Origin of the sequence: Octadecabacter temperatus, assembly GCF_001187845.1 — a bacterium.
Classification (GTDB): Bacteria; Pseudomonadota; Alphaproteobacteria; order Rhodobacterales; family Rhodobacteraceae; genus Octadecabacter; species Octadecabacter temperatus.
Genome location: NZ_CP012160.1, coordinates 1,155,479 through 1,180,498 on the forward strand (window position 1 = coordinate 1,155,479; position 25,020 = coordinate 1,180,498).

Below are 25,020 nucleotides of genomic sequence, written 5' to 3' on the forward strand. Positions count from 1 at the left end.
TGAGAGTGATGATGATGACGAACCGCAAATCCACGCTTGCTGCCCTTCTGGGGGCGACTGCTTTGATGTTGCCTGCTCAGGTTGCGATCTCTGACGGGGATAGCCCGCCATTGGTCGTGGAAATGCCACGTCAGGAAAATACCAGCGTCGGCGTGCCACCTGTTTCGGCACCGCAGGGCTTTGTGATTTCTATCGATGGCGATGCGATTGCCGGTGATGTCGGCGTGCGCGATGTAATCCGTCGAACAGATGTACAACTCGCTCAAGCGGATGTGCAGGTGGTTTATGACGGTCTGGGTGGGACACCGCGTCTTGATCTTCAACTGTTGGGCGGGCCCCGTATGTATCGGGCTGGTGATAGCCTGACTGTGCAATCCGAATTGAACTATCCAGCTTATGTGGAACGTGGCGAAATCCGTGTTGTCGATCTTGCCGCGCGTGGTGGTCCACAGGTGATCGGCGTTGTTCCAATTTCGCCGAATGGGCAGATGACGATTACTGTGCCCGAGGGCGGCGACATCGCGTTGATCCACCGCGTCTATGACGCGGATGGACGGTTTGATGCGACTGCACCAATTCCAGTGACCCGTGTAGATCGACGAGCAAATACCGACGGTGTTGAAGAAGGAACAGACCAAACGGCGTTGCGCCGCATTCCCGTCTATGGCGGCGCTGTTACTGTGTCCGGTGACAATGTTCCGGCAGGCGCGACTGTTTCAGCTCTTGGTGAACAAATTCGACCTGACTCTTCGGGTGGTTTCGTTCTGCAACGTATCCTGCCGGCAGGGGACTACCCTGTGAATGTGCAGGTAAGCGGCGCAGGTCAAAACGTTGACCTTACGCGTGACGTGGATATCCCTGCATCTGAGTGGTTCTATGTTGCCGTGGCGGATCTGACTCTTGGTCGCCGTACAGATGGCGCCACCGGAATTTCCGAAACCTATCAAGAAGGCCGCCTGTCTGCCTACGTTGATGGACGTACCGAAAATGGCGTTGAGATCACCGCAAGCGTAGACACCGGAAACGGCGATTTGGAAGACATTTTCTCGCGTCTTCAGGAAAAAGACCCACGTCAGTTATCCCTTCGGGTTGACCCAGATTCACTTTATCCGACGTATGGCGATGACAGCACATCCTTTGACAACACGCCGACTTCGGGCCGTGTTTATCTGCGCATTGAACGCGAAGGTAACTTCGTTCAGTTTGGTGACTTCGAAGCGGACCTTGATGGCGGAACCCTCGTTCAAAACGACCGCGCGCTTTACGGCCTGCAGGGTGCCTACGCGACCGCTGAAACTACCGATGAAGGCGAGGCGCGCGCACGCGTAATGCTATATGCTGCGCAACCTGACCAGCTACCGCAGCGCGATGTGTTCCTTGGAACGGGCGGTTCGGTTTATTTCCTCGAACGTCAGGACATCCTTAGCGGCACCGCAACCCTGACTGCCCAAATCCGTGACCCCGACACAGGTCGCATCCTCGATACAGTCGAACTGCAACCCGGTGTCGATTACGACGTTAACTACATTCAAGGCATCGTAACCCTTGCGCGACCGCTCGCGAGCACGCTGGACAGCGGATTGATTATCACGGGCAGCGACCCCGACCTCGTTCTTGTTGCGCAGTATGAATACACACCAACGCTGACGGATATTGACGGCTTTACCTATGGTGGACGTGGTGAAGTTTGGGTGACGGATCAATTCCGACTTGGTGTAAACGCAATGGTCGATGACAGCGGTTCTGTTGATCACACGGCCGTCGGCATTGACGCCCTTTGGCGCCTAAATGACGACACCTATGTTGTCGCCGAATTTGCCCGTACTGAAGGCACCGGATTTGGAAGCACGTATTCCAGCGATGGTGGGTTGGTAATTGATCCAAACCCTGTTTTTGATGAATTAGTTTACGATGACGAAGCCCGTGCTGCGCGTACGGGCGAAGCTTTAAAATTTGATGCGCGAGTGGGTCTGGCCGATCTTGGTCTTACGACAGAGGGCTCAATTGGCGCGTATTTCGAACACCGCACTGAAGGATTTTCCAGCCTCGATTATCAAGTTCTAGCAGCAACAGGTGATGAAACGCTTTGGGGTATCTACGCTGATGTCGCACCAAGCGATGCCTTCCGCTATACAGTCTATGCTGACAGTTATGAGAACGATGCAGGCGAAGTGGATCGCACGATTGGGGCAGAAGCCGCGGTTGTCTTGTCCGAGCGCGCAATCCTTAGTTTTGGCATTGAGCATGTTGATATAGTTGATCCAACTCCGTCAGCGGAGCAAGGAACCCGCACTGATATTGCTGCGCGTTTTGATTATGCGCTTACCGAAACGCTTGAAGTCTATGCCTTTGGCCAAAACTCGGTCGCTGTTGACGGACTCGACAGGAATGACCGCTACGGTGTTGGTGGCGTTTATGTGATGGAAAACGGCTGGTCGCTTGCAGGTGAGATATCTGATGGGTCTGACGGGCAGGGCGCACGCATAATTGCCGAACGTGACGATGGTGCTGGCAATACGAGCTACCTTGGCTACGAACTTGATGCTGGGCGCGAAATTGATGGCAATACAGTCGTCGGTCGTGACCGCGGCCGATACATCATGGGTGGAACGCGAACTGTTAGTGATGAAGTCACCATGTTTGGCGAGAACTCATATGACGCATTCGGACGGTACCGCTCGTTCACATCTGCCTATGGATTGACTTACACCCCGTCTGACATTTGGTCGACAACGGTCGCCTTTGAACTTGGCTCAGTAGATGATGACTTCGAAAACGTCTTCGACCGCACAGCGGTTTCGTTTGGCTTACGTCGTGAAACTGAAAACCTTTCGCTGTCGGGTCGATTGGAGTACCGCGTCGAAGAGGGTGACAAGTCGGGCACTGCCATCGATTCAGAAACCTTCGTAATTGCCACAAACGCGACCTATATCATTAGCCCCGATGCCCGACTTGTCTTCGATTTGAACGCAGCAAGCACCGAGACCGATGACAATATTGCACTAGATGGTGAGTACGGCGAACTGTCGGTTGGCTATGCCTACCGTCCGACCGAACATGACCGTCTGAACGTGCTGGCGCGATACCGTTACCTGCATGACATGTATGGTCAGAGGGTAGATGACACCGATGAAAACGGCCCGCGCCAGCGCAGTCACGTTCTAAGCGTTGATGCCAGTTATGACCTGAATGAACATTGGACGCTGGGTGGTAAGTTTGGTTACCGTATTTCGGAAACGTCGGCGGATGAGACGTCGCCATTCGAACAGAACGATGCGGTATTGAGCGCCGTTAGCCTGCGCTACCACCTAGTTCACAACTGGGACATGCTGGTTGAGTTGCGCAATTTCCAAACCATTCAGGCCGGCACCTCTGAGACCGCGGCTCTCGCGGCGGCGTATCGGCACTTTGGAAACAACTTCAAAGTTGGCGTCGGTTATAACTTTGGTTCGTTCTCGGATGATCTGACAGATATGTCCAATGATGAAGGCATCTTCCTGAACATCATCGCAAAGTACTAGATCAGTTATCCGCATGATGACTGCAAAGAAGCATGGCGCCCCCTATTCTTGATCTAGTCCATCTAGGACAGTGCTTGAAAAGCCGAATTCGTTAACCGGTTTAACTGCGAGCAAACACCTGCGTCAAAGGTGCTGGTCCCCTGATGTTATCCTATTTGGGCCCAACTTGCGTTTAAAAATGAGCAAATAATACTGATTGCCATCACGCGATGCGGTTTTGTGGGCAGTTTAATATGACCGGGCACCAGAACGGCTGCATGGGGAAAAGATGAGCCGCATTAGGTCAACATTGTCCCGCCAAGCACATCTTGGCAGGGTTGATTGAAAAAGGCTGCGTTATTAGTCTGCCTTTTTCAGTTTTCATGCCTCTTTAAACTGGCTTTACTAGGTATAAGCTCTAACGGTAGATTACGAAGCTAATTTGATGGAAGCCGATCACAACAAATGAATTTGAAAGAACCCACCCAAGCGGAAGTAAAAGCCGGCGAAGCTGAGCTTTTGGGCGTGCGAAAGAGATCGCGTGGGTTATACTGGTTTGTCGCGATCTTCAGCAGCTTTGTGAATGCATTGATGCTGACTGGGCCTCTCTATATGCTCAACGTTTACGGCTCTGTGCTCGGATCACGTTCATTTGAAACCTTGGTCGCGCTGTCTGTGTTGGTGGCGTTCATGTATCTGATGATGGGGATACTGGATTACGCACGCGGGCGGATCATGGGACGTATCGGTGCGCAGTTTCAGACCGATTTGGACGAGCGTGTTTTTAACGCATCCATGCGTGCCAAGGCATCAGGTCGTGCGCCCGCTGAAGCCGCCACTGGCCTGCGCGACCTTCAAGCGGTTCAACAATCCATTACGTCCCCTGTGGCAATGGCCAAGTTTGATCTGCCATGGACGGCGGTCTTTCTGTTAGGCATTTTCATTTTCCACGCCTACCTCGGCTACTTGGCGATTGCGGGTGGGGTTTTGCTCGTGGCGATTGCGATCATCAATCAAATCAGCACAAAACGTCCACTCGAGCAGGCAAACGCCGCAACGTTGCATGCCGAAAACATGGGCGAGCAGTTGCGAAGCAATGCTGATACCATACAGGCGCTCGGCATGCGGGCGTCAGCGTTTCAACGTTGGAAGGACCTGCGCAATGGTTCCTTGCAGGCAGGTATCAAGGCAGGGGATTTCGCGGGAAGCTTCGGCAGCCTGACCAAATCGCTGCGGCTATTTCTTCAGTCTGCAATGCTGGGGATGGGTGCTTACCTGGTTTTGCAGGACCAACTGACACCGGGTGCGATGATTGCCGGTTCTATCCTTTTGGGGCGCGCACTTGCGCCTGTTGAAATGCTTGTGAACCAATGGCCGGTTCTCAATCGGGGGCGTTCTGGCTGGCGCAATTTGGCACGTTTGCTGGGCTCGGTACCCGTTGTGCAGCGTCGCACTGAACTGCCAACACCCAAGGCACTGATTGTTGCGGATCAAGTAACTATTCTGCCGCCCGGTGAAGCCAAAGCCAGCCTTCGCATGGTGTCGTTCAAGGTTAACCCGGGCGAAGCAGTGGGCGTCATCGGACCATCTGGTGCGGGTAAATCCACGCTTGCACGTGCGCTTGCAGGGCTGTGGACCCCAGCGGGTGGGACGATCCGTTTGGATGGGGCGTCGTTGGATCAATATGAACCGGATGTCCTTGGCACCTATATCGGCTACTTACCGCAAACCGTTACGCTCCTAAACGGTACGATCCGCGACAACATTGCGCGCATGTCCACAACCCCTGATGATGCAGCTGTCATTAAAGCCGCGAAACGTGCCGCTGCACATGAAATGATCCTTGAGTTGCCTGAAGGTTACGACACGATTGTCGATAGTACGGGCGGGCGCCTTTCTGGCGGGCAAGTTCAACGCGTTGGCCTTGCACGCGCGATGTATGGCGATCCTGTTTATCTAGTGCTGGATGAACCAAACTCAAACCTCGACAATGCCGGCTCTATTGCGATTAACAATGCGATACGCCTTATGCGTCAGGAAGGCCGCTGTGTCTTCGTGATGGCCCATCGTCCCGCCGCGATCGAGCAATGCGATAAACTGATGTACATCGACGGCGGGTTGCTAAAGGCGTTTGGTCCGACCGAAGAGGTCAAAGCGCAAATCCTCGCGAACCGTGCGCAGATTGATCAGGGCAAAGGTAAAGGGGGGGGCGTCGCATGAAGACGGAATGGTCCGCACGTCGCCCACTTATCGTCGGCTTGCTCGCACTTGTGGTGCTGGTGGGCGGTTTTGGCACTTGGGCAATGACCGCGCAAATCAGTGGTGCCATCATTGCGAGCGGGTTGATTGAAGTCGACCAAAATCGGCAAATCGTTCAGCACCAAGACGGCGGTGTCGTTACGCAAATTCTAGTCGATGAGGGCGATCTTGTCGAAGAAGGCGACGTGATGCTGCGCCTTGATGCGCAAGATCTGCAGGCAGAGCTTGCGGTGGTTGAGGGGCAGTTGTTTGAAGTTCTGGCCCGTCGCGCCCGTTTTGAGGCCGAGCGTGAGAATGCTGAAACACTCACCTTTGATCCGCTTTTGAACGAAGCCACAACCGACTTAACATCAGGGCAGCTCAGCCTGTTTCATGCCCGCCTCGAAACCGAAGCGCGCCGCACGGAGCAGCTTTTGAACCGTAAGGATCAAATCGCATCACAGGTGCGCGGGATCGTGGCGCAACAGGCGGCGCTTGAAACGCAGCTTGACCTTATCAAAGAAGAACTCACCAACCAGCAGGCCTTGCTTGATCGCGGCTTGGCGCAGGCGTCGGTGGTGTTGAATTTGCAGCGTGAACAGGCACGCCTTGAGGGGCAGGTCGGGGAACTTGTCGCGTCCATTGGCGGTGCCGAGGAACGAAGTACCGAGATCGAGATCGAGATCCTGAGCCTGCAAACAACACGGCGCGAAGAAGCCATCACCCGTTTGCGTGACCTGCAATTCAACGAATTAGAACTGCGTGAGAGACGCACCAGCATTCTACGTCAGCTTGACCGGCTTGATATTCGCTCTCCTGTGAGTGGTATCGTTTATGGATTGAGCGTGTTTGGCTCTCGAGCAGTGGTCAGCCCTGCCGATCCGTTGCTGTATATCGTTCCGCAAGATCGCCCACTGGTGATCGCAACACAGGTTTCGCCGAACGATGTAGACGTGCTGACAATCGGCCAGCAGGTGAGCCTGCGGTTCTCCGCCCTTGATCAACGCACCACACCGGAGCTTTACGGCACGGTGGCAATTGTGTCTGCAGATGCATTCACAGACAGTGCAACCCGCGCGTCGTACTTTCGCGCTGAAATTCGGCTCAATGACGGGGAACTCGCGCGGCTTCCAGATGGCACGACCCTGATCCCCGGCATGCCCGTTGAGGCGTTCATCAGAACGGCGGACCGCACACCGATCAATTACCTAACACGCCCGTTGATGGACTACGTGGCCCGCGTTTTCCGCGATGGTTGACGCAAAGCTGCGCTGATCCAGTATTGCCGTATCGGGCCAGATTTTCCGCATCGAGAAGGTGAGGGCGGAAGGTCCTAAGCAACTGGGGCATCTGGCGACGCACGCACTGCGCTAGACTTGTATTAAGAACTCGGTCAGGCTTTGGAAACCACGCTCAGTCATCGTGGCGAGATAGCTCAAAGGTACATTCCATGCGCGACCATTTTGACAACCCGTATTTCCAAGTTGGACTGCCCGATTGGAAAGACATGCCAAAAGATGACCCCACGAACGTCTCTGCGTTGTTGGCGAAATGTCCGGCGCACAAGGCGACGACGCTGTTGGATATGCCGGATTTGGCAGGCCGTATCGGGGTGGCGAAAGTCAGCGTGAAAGATGAAAGCGGGCGCATGGGGCTAGGAAGCTTCAAGGCCCTTGGGGCGGCCTATGCTATCGCCTGCGAAGCTGCCGACAAAGTGGTCGATCACCAATGGAGCATGGCGCTGACAGGTGAAGTGTTCATTACAGCGAGTGCCGGAAATCACGGTTTGTCTGTGGCCGCAGGTGCGCGTTTGTTCGGCGCCAAAGCGATCATTTACCTTGCTGAATCCGTACCCGAAGCCTTTGCCGACAGGCTTCGCGCGATTGGGGCGGATGTGGTGCGTGCAGGTGCGACCTATGAGGACAGCTTGGATGCTGCACAGGTCAGTGCGGATGCAGGGCAGGGCACATTGTTATCAGACGGATCATGGCCCGGATATACGACCCTCCCGTCGCGGGTCATGGAGGGGTATTTGCAAATGGCCGTTGAGGTTGCAGAGCAAATAGATGAGGCGCCGACGCATATTTTTTTACAGGCGGGCGTTGGCGGTCTGGCGGCCGCAGTTGCGGCGTATAGTCGGCGCGTTTGGGGCATTGGGCCTGTGATTGTCGTTGTTGAACCGGACGCCGCACCTGCGTTGATTGAGAGCATGCGGGCTGGCGCGATTGTCGAAACGACGGGCCCTGTTTCCGATATGGGACGGCTGGATTGCAAAACGCCTTCTATGATTGCGCTGGCTGGTCTCGCACGCGATGCGAATACGTTTTTAACAGTCACCGAAGAAGACGCAGCCTTGGCCGTTCAGGTGCTGGCTGAACACAGTCTGACAACCACGCCATCAGGCGGGGCGGGTTTCGCGGCGGCGTTAAATGGGTTTGAAGACATGGGACCGGAAGCGCGTGTTTTGATTATACTGAGCGAAGGCGCAGAGGATGTCTGACGCAGCGCCACTGTTTTCGACCCAAGAATATCTCTGGCGGGTCACGCGTTTGCAGGATCACATGAAGACCGAGCAGCTAGATGGTCTGCTGCTGACGACGCCTGCCGATATCTTCTATGTCACGGGCTTTCTAACGCGGTTCTGGGAAAGCCCTGCGCGCCCTTGGTTCATTTTGATCCCAGCGACGGGCCGCCCGATTGCTGTCATCCCGTCTATTGGGGCCGCGTTAATGGGGCAAAGTTGGCTGGATGATATTCGCACATGGGACGCCCCCGATCCGACCGATGACGGGGTTTCCCTGCTGGTGGATGCCATCGCTGAGACCATTCCGATGAAGGGTTCGCTTGGGGTTCCAATGGGGTTGGAAACGCACCTTCGCATGCCGCTTGCCGATTTCGCGCGTGTCGGGAACGCGATCAAACCTCGGAACATCGTGGATGGCACGACAACCGTGCAGCGTGTCCGCGAGATTAAGTCTGAGACTCAGATCGCCAAGATTAGGGCAACCTGTGAAATCGCCGACCGCGTCTTCGCACGCGTGCCCGAATTTGCAGCGAGTGGAAAACCGCTCGATCAGGTCTTTCGCGACTTCCAGATCGCGCTGCTGCAAGAAGGCGCTGACTGGGTCAGCTATGTTGCGGGCAGTGCTGGGCAGGGGGGCTACGGCGACGTGATCTCGCCCGCGACGGCGCAACCACTCGCCAAGGGTGATGTTTTGATGCTCGACACAGGCGCTGTTAAGGACGGGTATTTTTGCGACTTTGATCGGAACTATTCCGTTGGCCCGCCATCTTCCGCAGTTCAACGCGCGCAGGATGCGTTGTTCATGGCCACTGAGCTGGCGCTGAACACCCTGCGCCCCGGTATGACGGCCGCAGACCTATATGGGATTATGACGAAAGCCTTGGGCGCGGCTGGTGCAACAGTTGGGGGTGGCCGGTTCGGGCATGGGCTGGGCATTACATTGACGGAGTGGCCCTCGTTCACTGCCAAAGACACCACGCCGCTGCGCGAAGGAATGGTTTTGACACTGGAGCCGGGTGTTGAGGTGTCGGCGGGGAAATTCCTTGTCCATGAAGAGAACATCGTTTTGCGGGCAAACGGGCCGGAGCTGCTATCAACACGCGCGCCCCAAACTTTGCCAGAGTTAGGATGATGGATCACTTTCCCTATACCTTAACGGGGCCTATCGGGACTACGGCGACATTGGGATTGGTGGTGCTGCAAGTTGATGAGACGATCGAACAAGATTTCCACAGGTTGTTTTCTGGGCCAGACGTGGCGCTTTATGTCAGCCGCATCCCGTCGGGGGACAATCTGACCCCAGACACAATTGCACAAATGGCGATTGATCTACCACAAGCCGCATCGCTTCTACCGCCCGCGGCCGCGTTTGATGTGATTGGCTATGCCTGCACATCTGGCACAACGCTGATCGGCGCGGACAAAGTTAGTGATTTGGTGACAGTGCACGCTAAAACGAAGGCGGTTACGAACCCGTTAAGCGCGTCGATAGCTGCGTTCAAAGCGCTTAACGTGAAATCTATCGCGATTGTTTCGCCCTATATAGCGACTGTGGCTACGCCCATTCAGGCGGCTTTTGAGGATGCAGGCTTTGATGTTCCTGCAACGGTGTCCTTCGGAGAGGAAGTTGAAGCCAATGTCGCACGCATTGATCCGGCCTCAATTCATGCGGCCGCTCTGGCGATTGGAAAGACCGACGGGGTTGATGCGGTGTTCTTGTCCTGCACGAACTTGCGTACCTTGAATATCATTGACGACCTTGAACAACGCCTAGGTTGCCCTGTCGTCAGCAGCAATCAAGCGCTGGCATGGCATATGGCTCAACTCGCGTCAGCGCAGCTTGCGCAGGATGCACCGGGGGCTCTTTGCAAGACGTGCGCACACAGTCAGTAGTTTTCCTAGCGCACCAAATTTGACCAGTTTTTTGTGAAATTCGCGTGTAAAAAAGCAAAGAAAAAAATTTCCACGTGTAAAAAAGTTCGACATCTTCAGTTCATACTATATAGTAAACAGCGCTGACTGGGGGGATTAAGTTGAGCAAGCCACGTATCAAAACCATGGAAGAGCTGTCGCTTGCGATTGGTGTTTCGCGTCCGACGCTGTCGCGCTTCTTTCAGGATCCGACTCTCGTTAAAGCGAAAACTGTCGCCAAAATCGAGAAGGGGTTGGAGCAGGTTGAATATGTCCCTAACTTCTTTGCGACCCGACTAAATCGCAAGTCTACACGGATGATTGGGGTCATTATTCCCTACCTAAATGACCTATTCTTTACTGAGTTGTTGGAGGCTGTTGAGGTCGCCGCGATGGATGCGGGATTGACAGTTATCACTCAATGTTCTCACTCCGATCCCGCGATTGAGGCCCGCGCAGCCGAGACGTTTATGTCGATGAACGTGGATGGCGCTATTGTTGCGCCTCTCGGGGATCATAGCGATCAAGCGGTTTACCAAAGGTTAAAGTCGCGCATGCCGTTCGTTTTGATGGATTCGCGCCCTACGACGATGCCTGATGTGGATTATGTTGGGACAAATCACGCCCAGAGCACTGGTTTAATTACAGAATACCTATCTCGCGTAGGCGAGCCACCTGTGTTTATGGCAATGCCGCGCGTTAACTTTAACGCCATTGAGCGTGAAAATGGCTATGTCGCTAAAATGAATGAATTGGGCCTTAAGCCTGAGGTCATCGGTGCCGAGTTCGTCAATGAAAATTGGCACTTTGAGGACCATGGTGAGGCCGTTCTATCGGCGGAGTTTGCTCAGGGCCGATTTACTGACAGATCGATTCTTTGTGCGAATGATCGCGTTGCAATTGGGGCCCTTCGCGCTGCTGCTCTTCACGGTTTAACACCCGGACAGACGAAAAAAGGGGGGCTGCGGATTGCTGGGCACGACGATTACCTACTTTGCCCTTACCTGAACCCACCCCTTACCACAGTCGCGCAGGATACCGCGTCTATTGGGCGAAAAGCAGTGTCGCGGATGCTGCAACTTATCCGGGGGGAAGTCATTGATGACACTCCCGAAATCACGCTTTTTGACGGCAATTTAGTTGTTCGCAGGTCTGCCTGAACGCAAGATTGTTTCCACCTGATGCCGCGTTGCAGCATGCCGCCAAGGCAGGTGTGTAATCGTTTGCGAGGGGAGGACTTTGCCGCCGAAGTTTGTGTTAGCGCTAACTAGAATTCTCGGGTGCGACGAAATGTACTTGACTCATCGAGGGTCGTTCTGCAAAGTTTACGTGTGTCAAAAAAGGGAGGACACCAATGTCTATCAAGAAAACACTTCTGACCACTGCGGTCGGTTTCGGTCTTACAGCAGGCATCGCTGCCGCTGACGGCCACACATCTTTGACAATTGCGATCGTAAACAACGGTCACATGATCAACATGCAAACAGTTGCTGAAGCTTACACTGCCGAAACTGGCGTTGAGCTGAACTGGGTATCTTTGGAAGAAGGCGTTCTGCGCGAGCAGGTTACTTCTGACACTGCAACCGGTGGCGGCCAGTACGACATCATCAACATCGGCATGCAGGAAGCACCAATCTGGGGCGCTGCAGGTTGGATCGAACCACTTGAGCTGAGCGACGACTACGACGTAGGCGACCTTCTGCCAGCTATGGCAAACGGTCTGTCCGCTGACGGCACACTCTACGCTGCACCATTCTACGGTGAATCCTCTATGGTTATGTACCGTAAGGACCTGACAGACGCTGCTGGCGTGACTATCGCTGACAACGACTCTTGGGAAAACGTCATGGCGGCTGCTGCTGCAATGCACGACCCAGACAACGGCGTATACGGTGCTTGTCTCCGTGGTAAGCCAGGTTGGGGCGACAACATGGCGTTCGTCACTACAATGGTTAACTCCTTCGGTGGTGCTTGGTTCGACGCTGACATGAAGCCAGCTCTCGACTCCGACGAGTGGAATGCTGCAATCAACTTCTACGTTGAGCTTCTGGGTACATACGGCCCTCCAGGTTCCGAAGGTAACTCCTTCAACGAAATCCTGGCTCTCTACAACGAAGGCAAGTGTGGCCTGTGGATCGATGCTACAATCGCTGCTTCTTTCCTTGAAGTAGACGGCGTTGCATACGCACAGTCTCCAAACGCTGGTAACCCAGTCGGTGCAAACTGGCTCTGGGCTTGGGCAATGGCTGTTCCAACAGGTTCACCAAACTCCGAAGCAGCACACGCGTTCATCGAGTGGGCAACTTCTAAAGAGTACATCCAAGCTGTAGGTAACCACCCAGACTTCGGTTGGGGTTCTGTTCCAACAGGTACACGTGCATCCACATATGAAATCGCTGAATTCCAGGCGGCTGCTCCTTTCGCAGCAGCTGAGATGGCTGCGATTGAATCTGCGGCTCCAGCAGCAACAGACCTGAAGCCATACGTTGGCGTTCAGTTCGCAGCTATCCCAGAATTCCCAGAAGTGGGTACAGCGGTAGCTCAGGAAATCGCAGCGGCTCTGTCCGGCGCGAAGACTGTTGAAGAAGCACTGGCTGCAAGCCAGGAAGCTGCTGACGCGATCATGCGTGAAGCTGGCTACTACGAATAAGTCACTCGACTTAAAAGGAAAGACCCAGGCTTAGCTTGGGTCTTTCCACTTCTCTTTCTTTTTCTCTTTGATCGTCGCTACTATTGATAGGGCCGCTTTAACCGGCCTGGCTACGGCGTTCAGAAACTCGAATTCTGAAAGCGAGCGACTTTCAATTAACTGGGGGACTCAAGAACATGGCTAATAGAACAATCCCAAGATTACTTCAGACGCCGGCGGTTATACTGCTCTTGTTCTGGATGATCGTACCACTCGCGATGACGCTCTTTTATTCGTTTATCCGCTACGTTTTAAACAGCACCGTTCGACCTGAATGGACGACACCGTCATTCTCGAACTGGCGCGGCTTTGGTAACTACCAATTCGTCTTGAACTCAAAGGATTTCTTGTTTGCAATCAAGAACAGCCTGTTCATCGTGACAAGCATTCTGACGCTTACTGTTGTTCTTGGTGTTCTTATCGCGGTTCTTATCAACCGGTCATTTCCGGGGCGGGGCATTGTTCGCGTTCTCTTGATTTCACCCTTCTTTATTATGCCTGCGGTAAACGCGGTTCTTTGGATCAACATGTTGCTTGATCCGGTTCTGGGCCTTCAAGGTATCGCCATTGGCGGAATCAACAATTTTGCAGCCGGCATGCAGGACGCACCACTCGTTGGTTGGTTCTTTAACTTGTGGCCTGTGCTTGAGCCGATTTCGTTCCGTGCAACCCAAACGTCTTCGATTGCTGTCATCATGATGGTGACGTGGCAGTGGACACCTTTTGCGGTACTGATCTTTATGACGTCGCTGCAGTCTGAGGACCAACAGCAAAAAGAAGCCGCCATTTTGGACGGGGCAGGCCGCTGGTCGCAGTTCCGCTTCTTGACCTTGCCGCACCTTGGTCGCCCGATGGCGATTGTGGTGATGATCCAAGCGATTTTCCACCTCTCGCTATACGCAGAGATCGAAATCGTTAGCCGCGGTAACGGCAACAAAAACCTGCCTTACTTGATTGGTGAATTCACCAACAACAACATCGGTGCTGCAAGCGCCACGGGCATTTTCGCCGTCATTCTCGCCAACATCGTAGCCATCTTCTTGCTGCGCGCTGTCGGCAAGACGTTGATGGAATAGGGGGACATACCAATGGCAATCGTTGCAACAACTTCTCGTTTCTCAAGGATCGCATGGCCCACAGTGGCTTGGATCGTCGCACTGATCTTTTTCTTTCCGATCTTTTACATGATCCTGACCAGCTTCAAGACAGACGCTGACGCTGTTAAGCCGGAACATGTATTCTTCTTCACGCCAACATTGGAAAACTACGCCAACATGGCTGAAAACTATGACTACTGGCGCTTTGCGACCAACTCGGTCATCGTTTCTGTCTTCGCGACACTGTTTGCGTTGGTTGTCGGGGTGCCATGTGCTTACGCAATGGCGTTCAACCCCAGCCGCGCAACCAAAGACGTGTTGATGTGGATGCTGTCTACAAAGATGCTACCAGCCGCGGCTGTCTTGTATCCGATGACGTTCCTGACAAAGAACGTGTTTGGCCTTTTTGATACGCACTTCCTGGTTATCCTGGTTCTGTGTCTTATCAACCTGCCGATCGTGATCTGGATGCTGTTCACTTACTTTAAGGACATCCCGAAAGACATCATCGAAGCCGGTCAAATGGACGGCCTGACAACATGGGGCGAGGTCAAAGAGATCCTGATCCCACTGGCGTGGGGTGGCATCGTGTCTACGGCACTTTTGACCTTCATCTTCTGTTGGAACGAAGCGTACTGGACGGTCCGTCTTACAACAATCGACGCAGCAACGCTGTCCAAGCTGATTGAGGGCAACCGCGCCCCAGAAGGCTTGTTCTTTGGTCGCCTCTCGGCGGTTTCCACGGCAGCAGTTGGACCAATCATCATCTTGGGTTGGTTCTGTCAGAAACAATTGGTCTCAGGTTTGACCTTTGGCGCAGTGAAATAAGGAGCGATCTCATGGGAAGCATCGTACTTGATAAAGTTCAAAAGAAATTTGGCGAAACGGAAGTCATTCCACCGCTGGATCTAGAAATCAACGACGGCGAATTTGTTGTGTTTGTTGGGCCATCTGGCTGCGGTAAATCAACACTGCTGCGCATGATTGCTGGTCTCGAAGACCTCACAAGCGGAGCCGTCGCAATCGACGGCGCCGACGTGACAGAAACGTCCCCAGCCAAGCGTGGCTTGTCGATGGTGTTCCAGTCCTATGCGCTTTACCCGCATATGACGGTTCGCAAAAACATCGCTTTTCCGATGCGGATGGCGGGCATTGATCAAGCGACACAAGACGCGAAGATCGACGCTGCGGCGAAGTCTTTGAACCTGACAGACTATCTGGATCGCAAGCCGGGCCAGCTGTCTGGTGGTCAACGTCAGCGTGTGGCCATTGGCCGTGCGATTGTTCGTGAACCATCCGCGTTCTTGTTTGACGAACCACTGTCCAACCTTGATGCCGCGCTGCGTGTTGGCATGCGTCTGGAAATCATGGAGCTTCACAAGAAGCTGAACACAACCATGATCTACGTGACGCACGATCAGGTCGAAGCCATGACAATGGCCGACAAGATCGTCGTTCTGCAGGCGGGCGTGATTGAGCAGGTTGGTTCCCCATTGGAGCTATACCACCGTCCGCGCAACAAGTTCGTTGCGGGCTTCATCGGCTCACCGAAGATGAACCAGATCGAGGGCGCTGAAGCAGCCAAGCACAACGCAACTACCATCGGCATCCGCCCTGAGCACGTAGACGTGTCCCTGACGGAAGGCACATGGAAGGGCGTTGTTGGCGTTGCTGAACACCTCGGCTCTGACACGTTCATCCACGTGCACGAAACTGGCTTGGATGTAGGCGAAGGCGACCTGTTCACGGTACGCATCAGCGGCAACATCGAAGTCAGCCACGGCGATACAGTGTACCTGACGCCACAGATGGACAAGCTGCACAAGTTCGATGCGCAAGGCCTGCGGGTCGAATGAAACGGCTTGAGGGAAAGTCTGCCCTCATAACGGGGGCCGCGCGCGGAATCGGGCGCGGCTTCGCTGAAAGCTATCTTGCTGAAGGCGCGACGGTTGCGATTGCGGACATCAATATGGTGGCGGCCAAACAAACGGCTGCTGAGCTTGGATCGGGTGCTTATCCGATCCAAATTGATGTGTCTGATCAAGGCAGCATCGACGACGCAATTGCGGCTGTCGTCAGTCAAGCTGGCAAACTAGATATCCTGATCAATAATGCAGCTTTGTTTGATGCCGCTGAAACAGTGGACATTACGCGTGCCAGCTACAACAAGCTCTATTCCGTCAATGTGGCGGGTACATTGTTCACAATGCAGGCTGCAGCAAAACAAATGATCGCACAGGGGCACGGCGGCAAAATTATCAACATGGCGTCCCAAGCGGGGCGGCGGGGGGAAGCGCTGGTGTTGGTTTACTGTTCCACCAAAGCAGCGGTGATTTCGATGACGCAATCGGCTGGTCTCAATTTGATCAAGCACGGCATCAACGTAAACGCCATCGCACCAGGCGTTGTTGACGGTGACCATTGGGAACACGTGGATTCCATGTTCGCCAAACTGGAGGGCAAGAAACCTGGCCAGAAAAAAGCAGAGGTCGCAGCAAGCGTCCCAGCTGGGCGGTTCGCCGACCCTAAAGACTTAACAGGGATGGCCGTCTTTCTGGCGTCATCTGACTCCGATTATATCGTGTCCCAGACGTACAACGTCGATGGCGGCCAATGGATGAGCTAATGAAACTGACCCTTGAAAACATTGCTAACTTGCCAGATGGAGTCCGCGGCCCACGCTATGAGCGTGATGAGCTGAGCGCAGGTATTGTCCATATTGGCTTGGGCAATTTTCACCGTGCGCATCAGGCGTGGTATTTGCACCGTTTGATGGATCAGGGCCTTGCGCAAGACTGGGCCATCCTTGGTGCTGGCGTGCGGGCAGGGGATGCAGCACAGCGTGATCGTCTGCTGGATCAGGACTGTTTTACCACATTGATTGAGCTGGATCCGAAGGGTAAATCTGCCGAAGTGATCGGGTCCATGATTGGGTTTATCAATGTCGCGGACGACAATGGCCCATTGATTGCGCATATGTCTGAGGCTGCGATCCGTATCGTGGCATTGACCGTGACTGAGGGCGGTTACTACTTATCCCCTGAGGGTGGGTTCGATGCGGACCACGACGACATCAAACACGATGCTGAAAACCCTGAAATCCCAAGAACTGCTTTTGGCGCTATGATTGCCGCCCTTAAAGCGCGCCGTGAAAGCGGTGCGGGGCCATTTACCTGTCAAAGCTGTGACAACCTGCAGGCCAATGGTGACATTTTGCGTCAAACAGTCGTTGGCTTGGCCACGCTAAGCGACCCTGATCTTGCCGCATGGATCAACGACAACGCCACATTTCCCAACGCTATGGTGGATTGTATCGTTCCAGCAACCGGTCCTGCCGAGCTAAAACTCGCGCGTGAATTTGGGATCGAAGACAACGCACCGGTTACCCATGAAAACTTTCGCCAATGGGTAATTGAAGACAAATTCTGTGCCGGACGTCCTGATTGGGACAAAGTCGGCGCGACATTCACCGATGACGTCCACGCATTTGAAGCCATGAAGCTGCGCCAGTTGAACGCGGGCCACCAGATTATTGCGACACCGGGTGAACTGCTGTCTGTGCCGACAATCGCTGGTACAATGGCGCATCCGCTGATCAAGGGCTTGTTTCGTAAGGTGGAGATCGAAGAGATCGCACCGCACGTCCATACGGTCCCTGACATGACTGCACTGGAATACGTCGACCTGATCGACGATCGCTTTTCAAATCCTGAAATCTACGACACCACGCGCCGCGTGGCGTTTGATGGCTCCTCCCGCCATTCTGGTTTCTTGCACCCGATCCTGCGCGATGCGCTTGCGGCAGGCACGGCAATTGACGGTCTTGTGCTGGTTGAGGCGCTCTGGGCGCGCATGTGTGAAGGCACGCGCGAGGACGGCAGTTTGATTGAACCCAATGACCCGTTCTGGGACGCATTGAATGCCACTGCCTTGAAAGCAAAGAACAATCCGCAAGCGTGGATTGACCAAGAACAAGCATATGGTGATCTTGGGGCCAACCCGCGTTTCGCGGAAAGCTTTGCGAAATGGCACGGTCTCATTCAGTCAGACGGCACCGAGGCTGCGCTTCAAGCTTATCTCGATAGCTGATACACTTGCGTCACATCGGTGAGTAGGGTTTGATAGGCATGTCCTATCGAAAGTCACACCCATGATCGACAAACTTGAAATGTTCATCGCCCTTGCGCGCGAAGAACACTTTGGCCGTGCAGCACTGGCGCAGGGGGTGACCCAGCCCACGTTGTCCGCTGCGATCAAGCAGTTAGAGGACCAGCTTGGCGTGATGCTTGTCTGGCGAGGGTCGCGCTATCAGGGGCTAACGCCGGAAGGGCAACGCGCCCTCATTTGGGCGCGCCAGATTGTTGGGGACACGCGTACGTTACGCCAAGAAATGCGCGTCGCCCGTGAAGGACTGTCAGGCGATCTACGACTGGCGGTTATTCCAACCGCGCTGACGGTTGTATCTGAATTAACAGCCGATTTTGGCGAGTCCCATCCGAACGTGCGGTTCTCTGTGCAATCCAAGACGTCGGCTCAGATTCTATCGATGCTCGACAATCTCGAGATCGATGCAGGGCTGACCTACCTCGACAATGAACCCTTGGGCCGTGTGACGACAGTGCCACTTTATGCCGAGCGATATGTTTTGGTCGCAAAAGCAGGTCATCCGCTATTGTCTGGTCCGGTAAAGTGGAGCGATCTGGGGGACGTGCCGCTATGCCTTTTGACGCCGGACATGCAAAACCGTCGGATTATTGCGCAGCATCTGATTGAAGCGGGGGTTGAAACGACACCGCAAATCGAAGCCTCTTCAGTGGTTGTTTTGGTTAGCCATGTTGTGCGCAGCAATTTGGCGACGATTTTGCCGGTTCGTGCGGCTGAGATTTTTCTCAAGGGCGACGACCTTGGTGCGGTTCCTTTGATTAGGCCTGACGCAAGCCACGTGGTTGGCCTTGTCGCACCGCACCGCGAACCCTTTACGCCAGTTCTAGCAGGCTTGCTGGACCGTGCGCGGGCGCTTTCAGAACTTGCATAGGTTCGATAGGTAGCTTCTATCAATTGACGGAATAGCGATATTGATAACCTATATAAAACTGGTGATACCTAACATAAGAATTTAGGGGGTTTTCCAGATGTCGGACGTGCAAACCATTGAAATAATGCAAGGTATTCTTGCTCGTCATGCGAAGCAGGAAGGGCCGTTGCTGCCAATTTTACATTCGGTGCAGGCTGAATATGGATTCATCCCCGTAGATGTGGTGCAGATTATTGCCGACCATCTAAATATCACACGCGCCGAAGTGCATGGTGTGATCTCGTTCTACCATGATTTCCGCGACGCACCTGCGGGCAAGCACATCATCAAGATTTGTCGTGCTGAAGCGTGCCAATCGGTCGGTGCGAATGCGCTTTCCGACCGCGCACTAGAAAAGCTCGGGGTTGAGTGGGGCGGCACGACCGCAAACAGTTCCGTTACGATTGAAGCGGTCTATTGCCTTGGTCTGTGTGCCTGTGGCCCTGCAGCGATGGTGGACGGCAAGGTTGTCGGGCGTGTCGACGGTGCCAAGCTGGATAAACTCTTGGCGGAAGCAGGCGCATGAAGATTTACATTCCTTTAGACAGCGCTGCAAAGGCGGTTGGTGCTGACGATGTTGCAGATGCGATCCTGCTAGAGGCAAATACGCGCGGGTTAGACATTGAAGTCATCCGCAATGGCACACGTGGCATGATCTGGCTTGAGCCACTGGTTGAGATCGAAACCGAAAGCGGTCGCGTTGGCTATGGCATAGTCGATGTCGCTGATGTTCCTGCCTTGCTCGACGGCAAGCTCGAAAGCCTTGGTGTGGTCGAAGACCTCGACTGGATGAAGGGCCAAACCCGCCTGACGTTCCAGCGTTGCGGTATAACTGACCCGCTGTCGCTGACTGACTACGAGGCCCACGGTGGTCTTACAGGACTTCGCAACGCAATCGCGATGACACCAGCGGGCATCGTCGAGGAAGTCACCAATTCCGGTCTGCGTGGTCGTGGTGGCGCGGGATTCCCGACGGGGATCAAGTGGAACACGGTTCTGGGGGCGCAGGCCGATCAGAAATACATCGTTTGCAATGCGGACGAGGGCGACAGCGGCACCTTCGCGGATCGCATGATCATGGAGGGCGACCCTTTCACCTTGATTGAGGGTATGATCATCGCAGGCCTCGCCGTTGAAGCGACCCAAGGCTACGTTTATCTGCGCTCAGAATACCCCGATGCCATTGATATCATGGAGAAAGCGGTTGTTCTGGCGCGTGCTGCTGGCATTCTCGGGGCCGATGTCCTTGGCTCTGGTCGTGCGTTTGATATGGAAATCCGCGTTGGCGCGGGGGCCTATGTTTGCGGTGAAGAAACGTCGCTTCTGAACTCTCTCGAAGGCAAACGTGGCGTTGTGCGTGCCAAGCCGCCGCTGCCCGCGCTTGAAGGGTTCCTTGGCAAGCCCACAGTGGTCAACAACGTGATCTCACTGGCGACTGTGCCTGTGGTGATGGAAAAGGGTGCGGCGCATTATGCGGACTTCGGCCTTGGCCGTTCCAAAGGCACCATGCCGATCCAGATTGCAGGTAACGTCAAATTTGGCGGCTTGTATGAAACGGCCTTCGGTCTGCCGTTGGGTGATCTGATCGACAAGATTGCAGGCGGCACGCTTTCAGGTCGTCCGGTAAAGGCCGTGCAGGTTGGTGGGCCACTTGGCGCGTATATGCCAAGGTCCAAATTCGACACGCCGTTTGCCTATGAGGAATTCGACGGGCAGGGCGGCTTGATCGGCCACGCTGGCGTCGTTGTGTTTGATGACAGTACCGACATGCTTGGTATGGCGCGTTTCGCGATGGAATTCTGCGCCGTTGAAAGCTGCGGTAAGTGTACTCCGTGCCGCATTGGTGCTGTGCGGGGCGTCGAAACGATTGACCGCATCGGCAAGGGCGACACAGACGCGATTGAGCTGTTGGAAGACCTTTGTGAGACTATGAAAGACGGCTCGCTCTGTGCATTGGGCGGGTTCACCCCGTTCCCAGTCATGAGCGCGCTGCAGAACTTCCCAGACGACTTTGCCACCAAGAAGGAGGCCGCCGAATGAAAGATTTCATAATCCCGACCAGCAAAGACATGGACATGGGCACGCCTGCGTCCAAATCTACGGAAATGGTTACGCTGACGATTGACGGCTTTGACGTGACGGTTCCTGAGGGCACCTCCGTAATGCGCGCCTCGGCTGAGGCTGGCATTCAGGTTCCGAAATTGTGCGCCACTGATAGCGTTGAGGCCTTCGGGTCTTGCCGCCTATGTGTCGTCGAAATCGAAGGGCGCCGTGGTACGCCCGCGTCCTGCACCACACCGGTTACATCGGGCATGGTTGTGAAAACGCAATCTTCAAAGGTCAAAAAGATCCGCAAAGGCGTGATGGAATTGTACATTTCCGATCACCCCCTTGATTGCCTGACCTGTTCGGCAAACGGCGATTGTGAGCTGCAAGACATGGCCGGCATGGTCGGTCTGCGCGATGTCCGCTATGAGGCCGTCGCGAACCACTTTGAAGCACGGGACACATCTGGTGAGACGAACGCTCAGTTCATCCCGAAGGACGACAGCAACCCGTATTTCACTTATGATCCTGCCAAATGCATCGTCTGTTCGCGCTGCGTGCGGGCCTGCGAAGAAGTGCAGGGGACGTTTGCCCTGACGATCGAAGGCATGGGTTTCAATTCTCGCGTGTCTGCGGGCGCTGGGGGGGACGATTTCCTCAGCTCTGACTGTGTGTCTTGTGGTGCCTGTGTGCAGGCCTGCCCAACGGCGACCTTGCAGGAAAAATCCGTGATCGAAATGGGCACGCCTGAGCGGTCCGTTATCACCACCTGCGCCTATTGCGGTGTTGGCTGTTCGTTTAAGGCTGAACTGAACGGCGACGAGCTGGTGCGCATGGTTCCCTACAAGCACGGCGAAGCCAACCGCGGCCATTCTTGTGTGAAGGGCCGTTTCGCTTGGGGCTACGCCAACCATTCTGACCGTATTCTGAACCCAATGATCCGCGATAAGATCACCGATCCGTGGAAAGAAGTAAGCTGGGACGAGGCGATTTCATACACCGCCAAACGCTTGCGCGATCTGCAAGCCAAGCACGGCGTGAAATCCATTGGTGGCATCACGTCGTCGCGTTGCACGAACGAGGAAACTTACCTCGTGCAAAAGATGATCCGCTCAACCTTTGGCAACAACAACACCGACACCTGCGCGCGGGTGTGTCATTCGCCAACAGGCTACGGTTTGAAGACGACTTTCGGTACCTCAGCTGGTACGCAAAATTTTGATTCCGTTGAGGAAACAGATGTTGTTATCATAATTGGCGCCAACCCAACAGACGGCCACCCCGTGTTCGCCAGCCGCTTAAAAAAGCGTTTGCGGGCAGGAGCCAAGTTGATCGTAATCGACCCACGCCGCACGGATATCGTGAAATCTGCACACATCGAAGCGCAGCACCACCTGCCGCTGCTTCCGGGTACGAACGTCGCGGTCATGTCATCAATCGCCCATGTTATCGTGACTGAGGGATTGATGGACGAAGAGTTCATCCGCACGCGCTGTGATTGGGACGAGTTCGCGCATTACGCCGAATTCATCTCCGATCCGCGCCACGCACCTGAGGCGACTGCGATGCTAACGGGAGTTGACGCAAAAGAATTACGTGCCGCTGCCAAACTGTTTGCAACTGGCGGCAACGGGTCCATCTATTACGGCCTCGGCGTGACGGAACACTCCCAAGGGTCGACCACGGTTATGGCCATCGCAAACCTTGCGATGATGACGGGCAACTTGGGCAAAAACGGTGTTGGTGTGAACCCGCTGCGCGGCCAGAACAACGTGCAAGGTGCATGTGATATGGGCTCGTTCCCGCATGAATTGCCCGGTTACCGCCACGTGTCTGACGACGCCACACGCGAAGTGTTCGAAGCAATCTGGGGCGGCAAGATCGACCCAGAACCGGGCCTGCGCATCCCCAACATGCTGGACGCCGCCGTCGATGGCACGTTCAAGGGGCTTTACTGCCAAGGTGAAGACATCCTTCAGTCCGACCCAGATACAAAGCACGTGCAGGCGGGTCTTGCGTCGATGGAATGCGTCATCGTGCATGACCTGTTCCTGAACGAGACCGCGAATTACGCCCACGTCTTCCTACCTGGTTCCACGTTCCTTGAAAAAGACGGCACATTCACCAACGCCGAACGCCGCATCAACCGCGTGCGCAAGGTTATGGCCCCGAAAAACGGCTATGCGGATTGGGAAATCACCATGATGTTGGCCAACGCGATGGACGCAGGTTGGACCTACACCCACCCAAGCCAGATTATGGACGAAATCGCGGCCACCACACCCGGCTTTGCCAATGTGAACTACGAAATGCTGGAAACACGCGGCTCGGTTCAATGGCCGTGCAATGACGATAAGCCTGACGGTTCCCCGATCATGCACGTCGACGGATTTGCGCGCGGCAAAGGGCAGTTCATCATTACCGAATACGTGGCGACGGATGAAAAAACCGGCCCACGCTTCCCGCTACTCCTCACAACTGGGCGGACCTTGTCCCAATACAACGTTGGCGCACAGACGCGGCGCACCGAGAACGTCGTCTGGCACGAGGAAGACGTACTCGAAATCCACCCCCATGACGCAGAAGTTCGCGGCGTGCGCGATGGCCAGTACGTTCGGCTTGCTTCGCGTGCAGGTGAAACGCAATTGCGCGCCAAGATCACCGATCGCGTGTCGACGGGTGTGGTTTACACGACCTTCCACCACCCCGACACACAGGCCAACGTTATCACCACGGACTATTCCGATTGGGCCACGAACTGCCCTGAATACAAGGTGACAGCGGTGCAAGTGGCTCTGTCCAACGGCCCGTCTGACTGGCAGGAAGACTATAACGCACAGGCAGCGCAATCGCGCCGCATCCTACCGGCTGCCGAATGAGCCCGAGCCGGGCAGGCAACGGCGCACGCGCGACCAATGCTCACGTTGTGAGCAACGGCCGCTCAGTTGCGGCCACGCGAAGCCTGCCCGAAGAGGTGCCGGTGGCACTGGTCTACAACGGCACGACCCAAGCCGTGATGATGGCAACGCCCTGTGATCTAAAAGACTTCGGTCGTGGTTTCACCCGCACGGAAGGCTGGGGCGAGGTTGAGAGCATCGAAGTCGTGCCCCACGAAAACGGTATCGAAGTGCAAATGTGGTTGCCCGAAGAAATGGCAGATACATTGCAAACCCGCCGCCGTGCGATGGCGGGGCCCGTTGGATGTGGCTTGTGCGGCATCGACAGCCTTGATCAAGCCATACGCGACGTGCCGGCGGTTGACGGTGATATTACGCTAACCGCGAAAGATATCGCCACCGCGATGCGCAGTTTACGGGCGGGGCAAACCCTGCACGACCAAACGCGCGCCGTTCATGGGGCAGGTTTTTACGATCCCGATCAGGGTCTTACAGAAATTCGTGAAGATGTTGGCCGCCACAACGCCCTCGACAAACTCATTGGTGCGACACCAGACTGCAGCCATGGGGCAATCACACTTACATCACGTGTGTCCGTCGAAATGGTGCAAAAATCCGCGATGGCAGGTGCCCCAATAATCCTCGCCGTCTCTGCCCCAACGACCCTCGCCGTCGCCACGGCTAAGGCGGCAAACATCACACTCGTCGCTCTCGCACGCGATGAAACCTTTGAAATTTTCACCCGTCCGCACCGTATCTTGGTGCAATCTTCCCAATCCAATGAGGCCCCCGATGTCGCCTGAAAAAATGACCCGTATGGCAAACCAAATCGCCACCTTCTTTGAAAGCCAACCGGACGCTGACAAAGCAGGCAGCGTTGCCGCGCACCTCAAGGAATTTTGGGAACCACGCATGCTAGAAAAACTCGCGGCCCATCTGAAAACCGGCGGCGAAGGCCTCAGCCCGCTCGCGTTAGAAGCCAGCAAACGAGTTACGTCCTAACTTCGCTTTGTCTCTGTTTCGAAAATATCCTCGGGGGTGAAT

The 25,020-nt window shown here is 54.9% G+C and carries 19 protein-coding genes; all 19 read left to right on the plus strand.

The window, feature by feature from the left end; genetic code table 11:
* Positions 1-11: 11 nt before the first annotated feature.
* The 19 genes from OSB_RS05920 (at position 12) to OSB_RS06010 (ending at position 24,978) form a co-directional block, all read left to right on the plus strand.
* Positions 12-3,521 (plus strand): RHS repeat domain-containing protein, encoded by a 3,510-nt coding sequence (locus tag OSB_RS05920; protein WP_143831210.1) that lies wholly within the window; start codon positions 12-14, stop codon positions 3,519-3,521.
* Positions 3,522-3,965: 444 nt separating this feature from the next.
* Positions 3,966-5,720: a type I secretion system permease/ATPase gene (locus OSB_RS05925; protein WP_049834118.1), complete on the plus strand. Its 1,755-nt coding sequence runs from the start codon at positions 3,966-3,968 to the stop codon at positions 5,718-5,720.
* Positions 5,717-6,997, plus strand: a complete 1,281-nt coding sequence (locus tag OSB_RS05930) for an HlyD family type I secretion periplasmic adaptor subunit (RefSeq protein ID WP_049834119.1) — start codon at positions 5,717-5,719, stop codon at positions 6,995-6,997. The genes OSB_RS05925 and OSB_RS05930 overlap by 4 nt, the downstream gene beginning before the upstream one ends.
* Positions 6,998-7,188: 191 nt before the next feature.
* Positions 7,189-8,238 (plus strand): pyridoxal-phosphate dependent enzyme, encoded by a 1,050-nt coding sequence (locus tag OSB_RS05935; RefSeq protein WP_049834120.1) that lies wholly within the window; start codon positions 7,189-7,191, stop codon positions 8,236-8,238.
* Entirely contained in the window at positions 8,231-9,394 is a 1,164-nt protein-coding gene (locus OSB_RS05940) for a M24 family metallopeptidase (RefSeq protein ID WP_049834121.1), read from the plus strand. Before OSB_RS05935 ends, OSB_RS05940 begins: the two co-directional genes overlap by 8 nt.
* Positions 9,394-10,155 (plus strand): maleate cis-trans isomerase family protein, encoded by a 762-nt coding sequence (locus OSB_RS05945; RefSeq protein ID WP_049834122.1) that lies wholly within the window; start codon positions 9,394-9,396, stop codon positions 10,153-10,155. The genes OSB_RS05940 and OSB_RS05945 overlap by 1 nt, the downstream gene beginning before the upstream one ends.
* Positions 10,156-10,295: 140 nt before the next feature.
* Positions 10,296-11,333 (plus strand): LacI family DNA-binding transcriptional regulator, encoded by a 1,038-nt coding sequence (locus OSB_RS05950; RefSeq protein ID WP_074202196.1) that lies wholly within the window; start codon positions 10,296-10,298, stop codon positions 11,331-11,333.
* Between the two features lie 194 nt (positions 11,334-11,527).
* Positions 11,528-12,823 carry an ABC transporter substrate-binding protein gene (locus OSB_RS05955; RefSeq protein WP_049834123.1) on the plus strand — a complete coding sequence of 432 codons (1,296 nt, stop codon included), beginning with the start codon at positions 11,528-11,530 and terminating at the stop codon, positions 12,821-12,823.
* 176 nt (positions 12,824-12,999) lie between these two features.
* A complete protein-coding gene (locus OSB_RS05960) occupies positions 13,000-13,938 on the plus strand; it encodes a carbohydrate ABC transporter permease (RefSeq protein ID WP_049834124.1) in 939 nt (312 codons plus the stop codon).
* Between the two features lie 12 nt (positions 13,939-13,950).
* Entirely contained in the window at positions 13,951-14,787 is an 837-nt protein-coding gene (locus tag OSB_RS05965) for a carbohydrate ABC transporter permease (RefSeq protein WP_049834125.1), read from the plus strand.
* Positions 14,788-14,798: 11 nt separating this feature from the next.
* Positions 14,799-15,815: an ABC transporter ATP-binding protein gene (locus OSB_RS05970; protein WP_049834126.1), complete on the plus strand. Its 1,017-nt coding sequence runs from the start codon at positions 14,799-14,801 to the stop codon at positions 15,813-15,815.
* A complete protein-coding gene (locus tag OSB_RS05975; RefSeq protein WP_049834127.1) occupies positions 15,812-16,585 on the plus strand; it encodes an L-iditol 2-dehydrogenase in 774 nt (257 codons plus the stop codon). The genes OSB_RS05970 and OSB_RS05975 overlap by 4 nt, the downstream gene beginning before the upstream one ends.
* A complete protein-coding gene (locus OSB_RS05980) occupies positions 16,585-18,048 on the plus strand; it encodes a mannitol dehydrogenase family protein (RefSeq protein ID WP_049834128.1) in 1,464 nt (487 codons plus the stop codon). The genes OSB_RS05975 and OSB_RS05980 overlap by 1 nt, the downstream gene beginning before the upstream one ends.
* A 61-nt stretch (positions 18,049-18,109) precedes the next feature.
* Positions 18,110-18,994 carry a LysR family transcriptional regulator gene (locus OSB_RS05985; protein ID WP_049834129.1) on the plus strand — a complete coding sequence of 295 codons (885 nt, stop codon included), beginning with the start codon at positions 18,110-18,112 and terminating at the stop codon, positions 18,992-18,994.
* Positions 18,995-19,091: 97 nt separating this feature from the next.
* Positions 19,092-19,559 (plus strand): formate dehydrogenase subunit gamma, encoded by a 468-nt coding sequence (locus tag OSB_RS05990; RefSeq protein WP_049834130.1) that lies wholly within the window; start codon positions 19,092-19,094, stop codon positions 19,557-19,559.
* Positions 19,556-21,073, plus strand: coding sequence for a formate dehydrogenase beta subunit (locus tag OSB_RS05995; RefSeq protein ID WP_049834131.1), 1,518 nt, complete (start codon positions 19,556-19,558; stop codon positions 21,071-21,073). The genes OSB_RS05990 and OSB_RS05995 overlap by 4 nt, the downstream gene beginning before the upstream one ends.
* Complete coding sequence (gene fdhF / locus OSB_RS06000) at positions 21,070-23,958, plus strand: formate dehydrogenase subunit alpha (protein ID WP_049834132.1); 2,889 nt, start codon at positions 21,070-21,072, stop codon at positions 23,956-23,958. The genes OSB_RS05995 and fdhF overlap by 4 nt, the downstream gene beginning before the upstream one ends.
* Positions 23,955-24,779 carry a formate dehydrogenase accessory sulfurtransferase FdhD gene (gene fdhD / locus OSB_RS06005; protein ID WP_049834133.1) on the plus strand — a complete coding sequence of 275 codons (825 nt, stop codon included), beginning with the start codon at positions 23,955-23,957 and terminating at the stop codon, positions 24,777-24,779. Before fdhF ends, fdhD begins: the two co-directional genes overlap by 4 nt.
* Positions 24,769-24,978: a formate dehydrogenase subunit delta gene (locus OSB_RS06010; protein ID WP_049834134.1), complete on the plus strand. Its 210-nt coding sequence runs from the start codon at positions 24,769-24,771 to the stop codon at positions 24,976-24,978. The genes fdhD and OSB_RS06010 overlap by 11 nt, the downstream gene beginning before the upstream one ends.
* Positions 24,979-25,020: the final 42 nt, after the last annotated feature.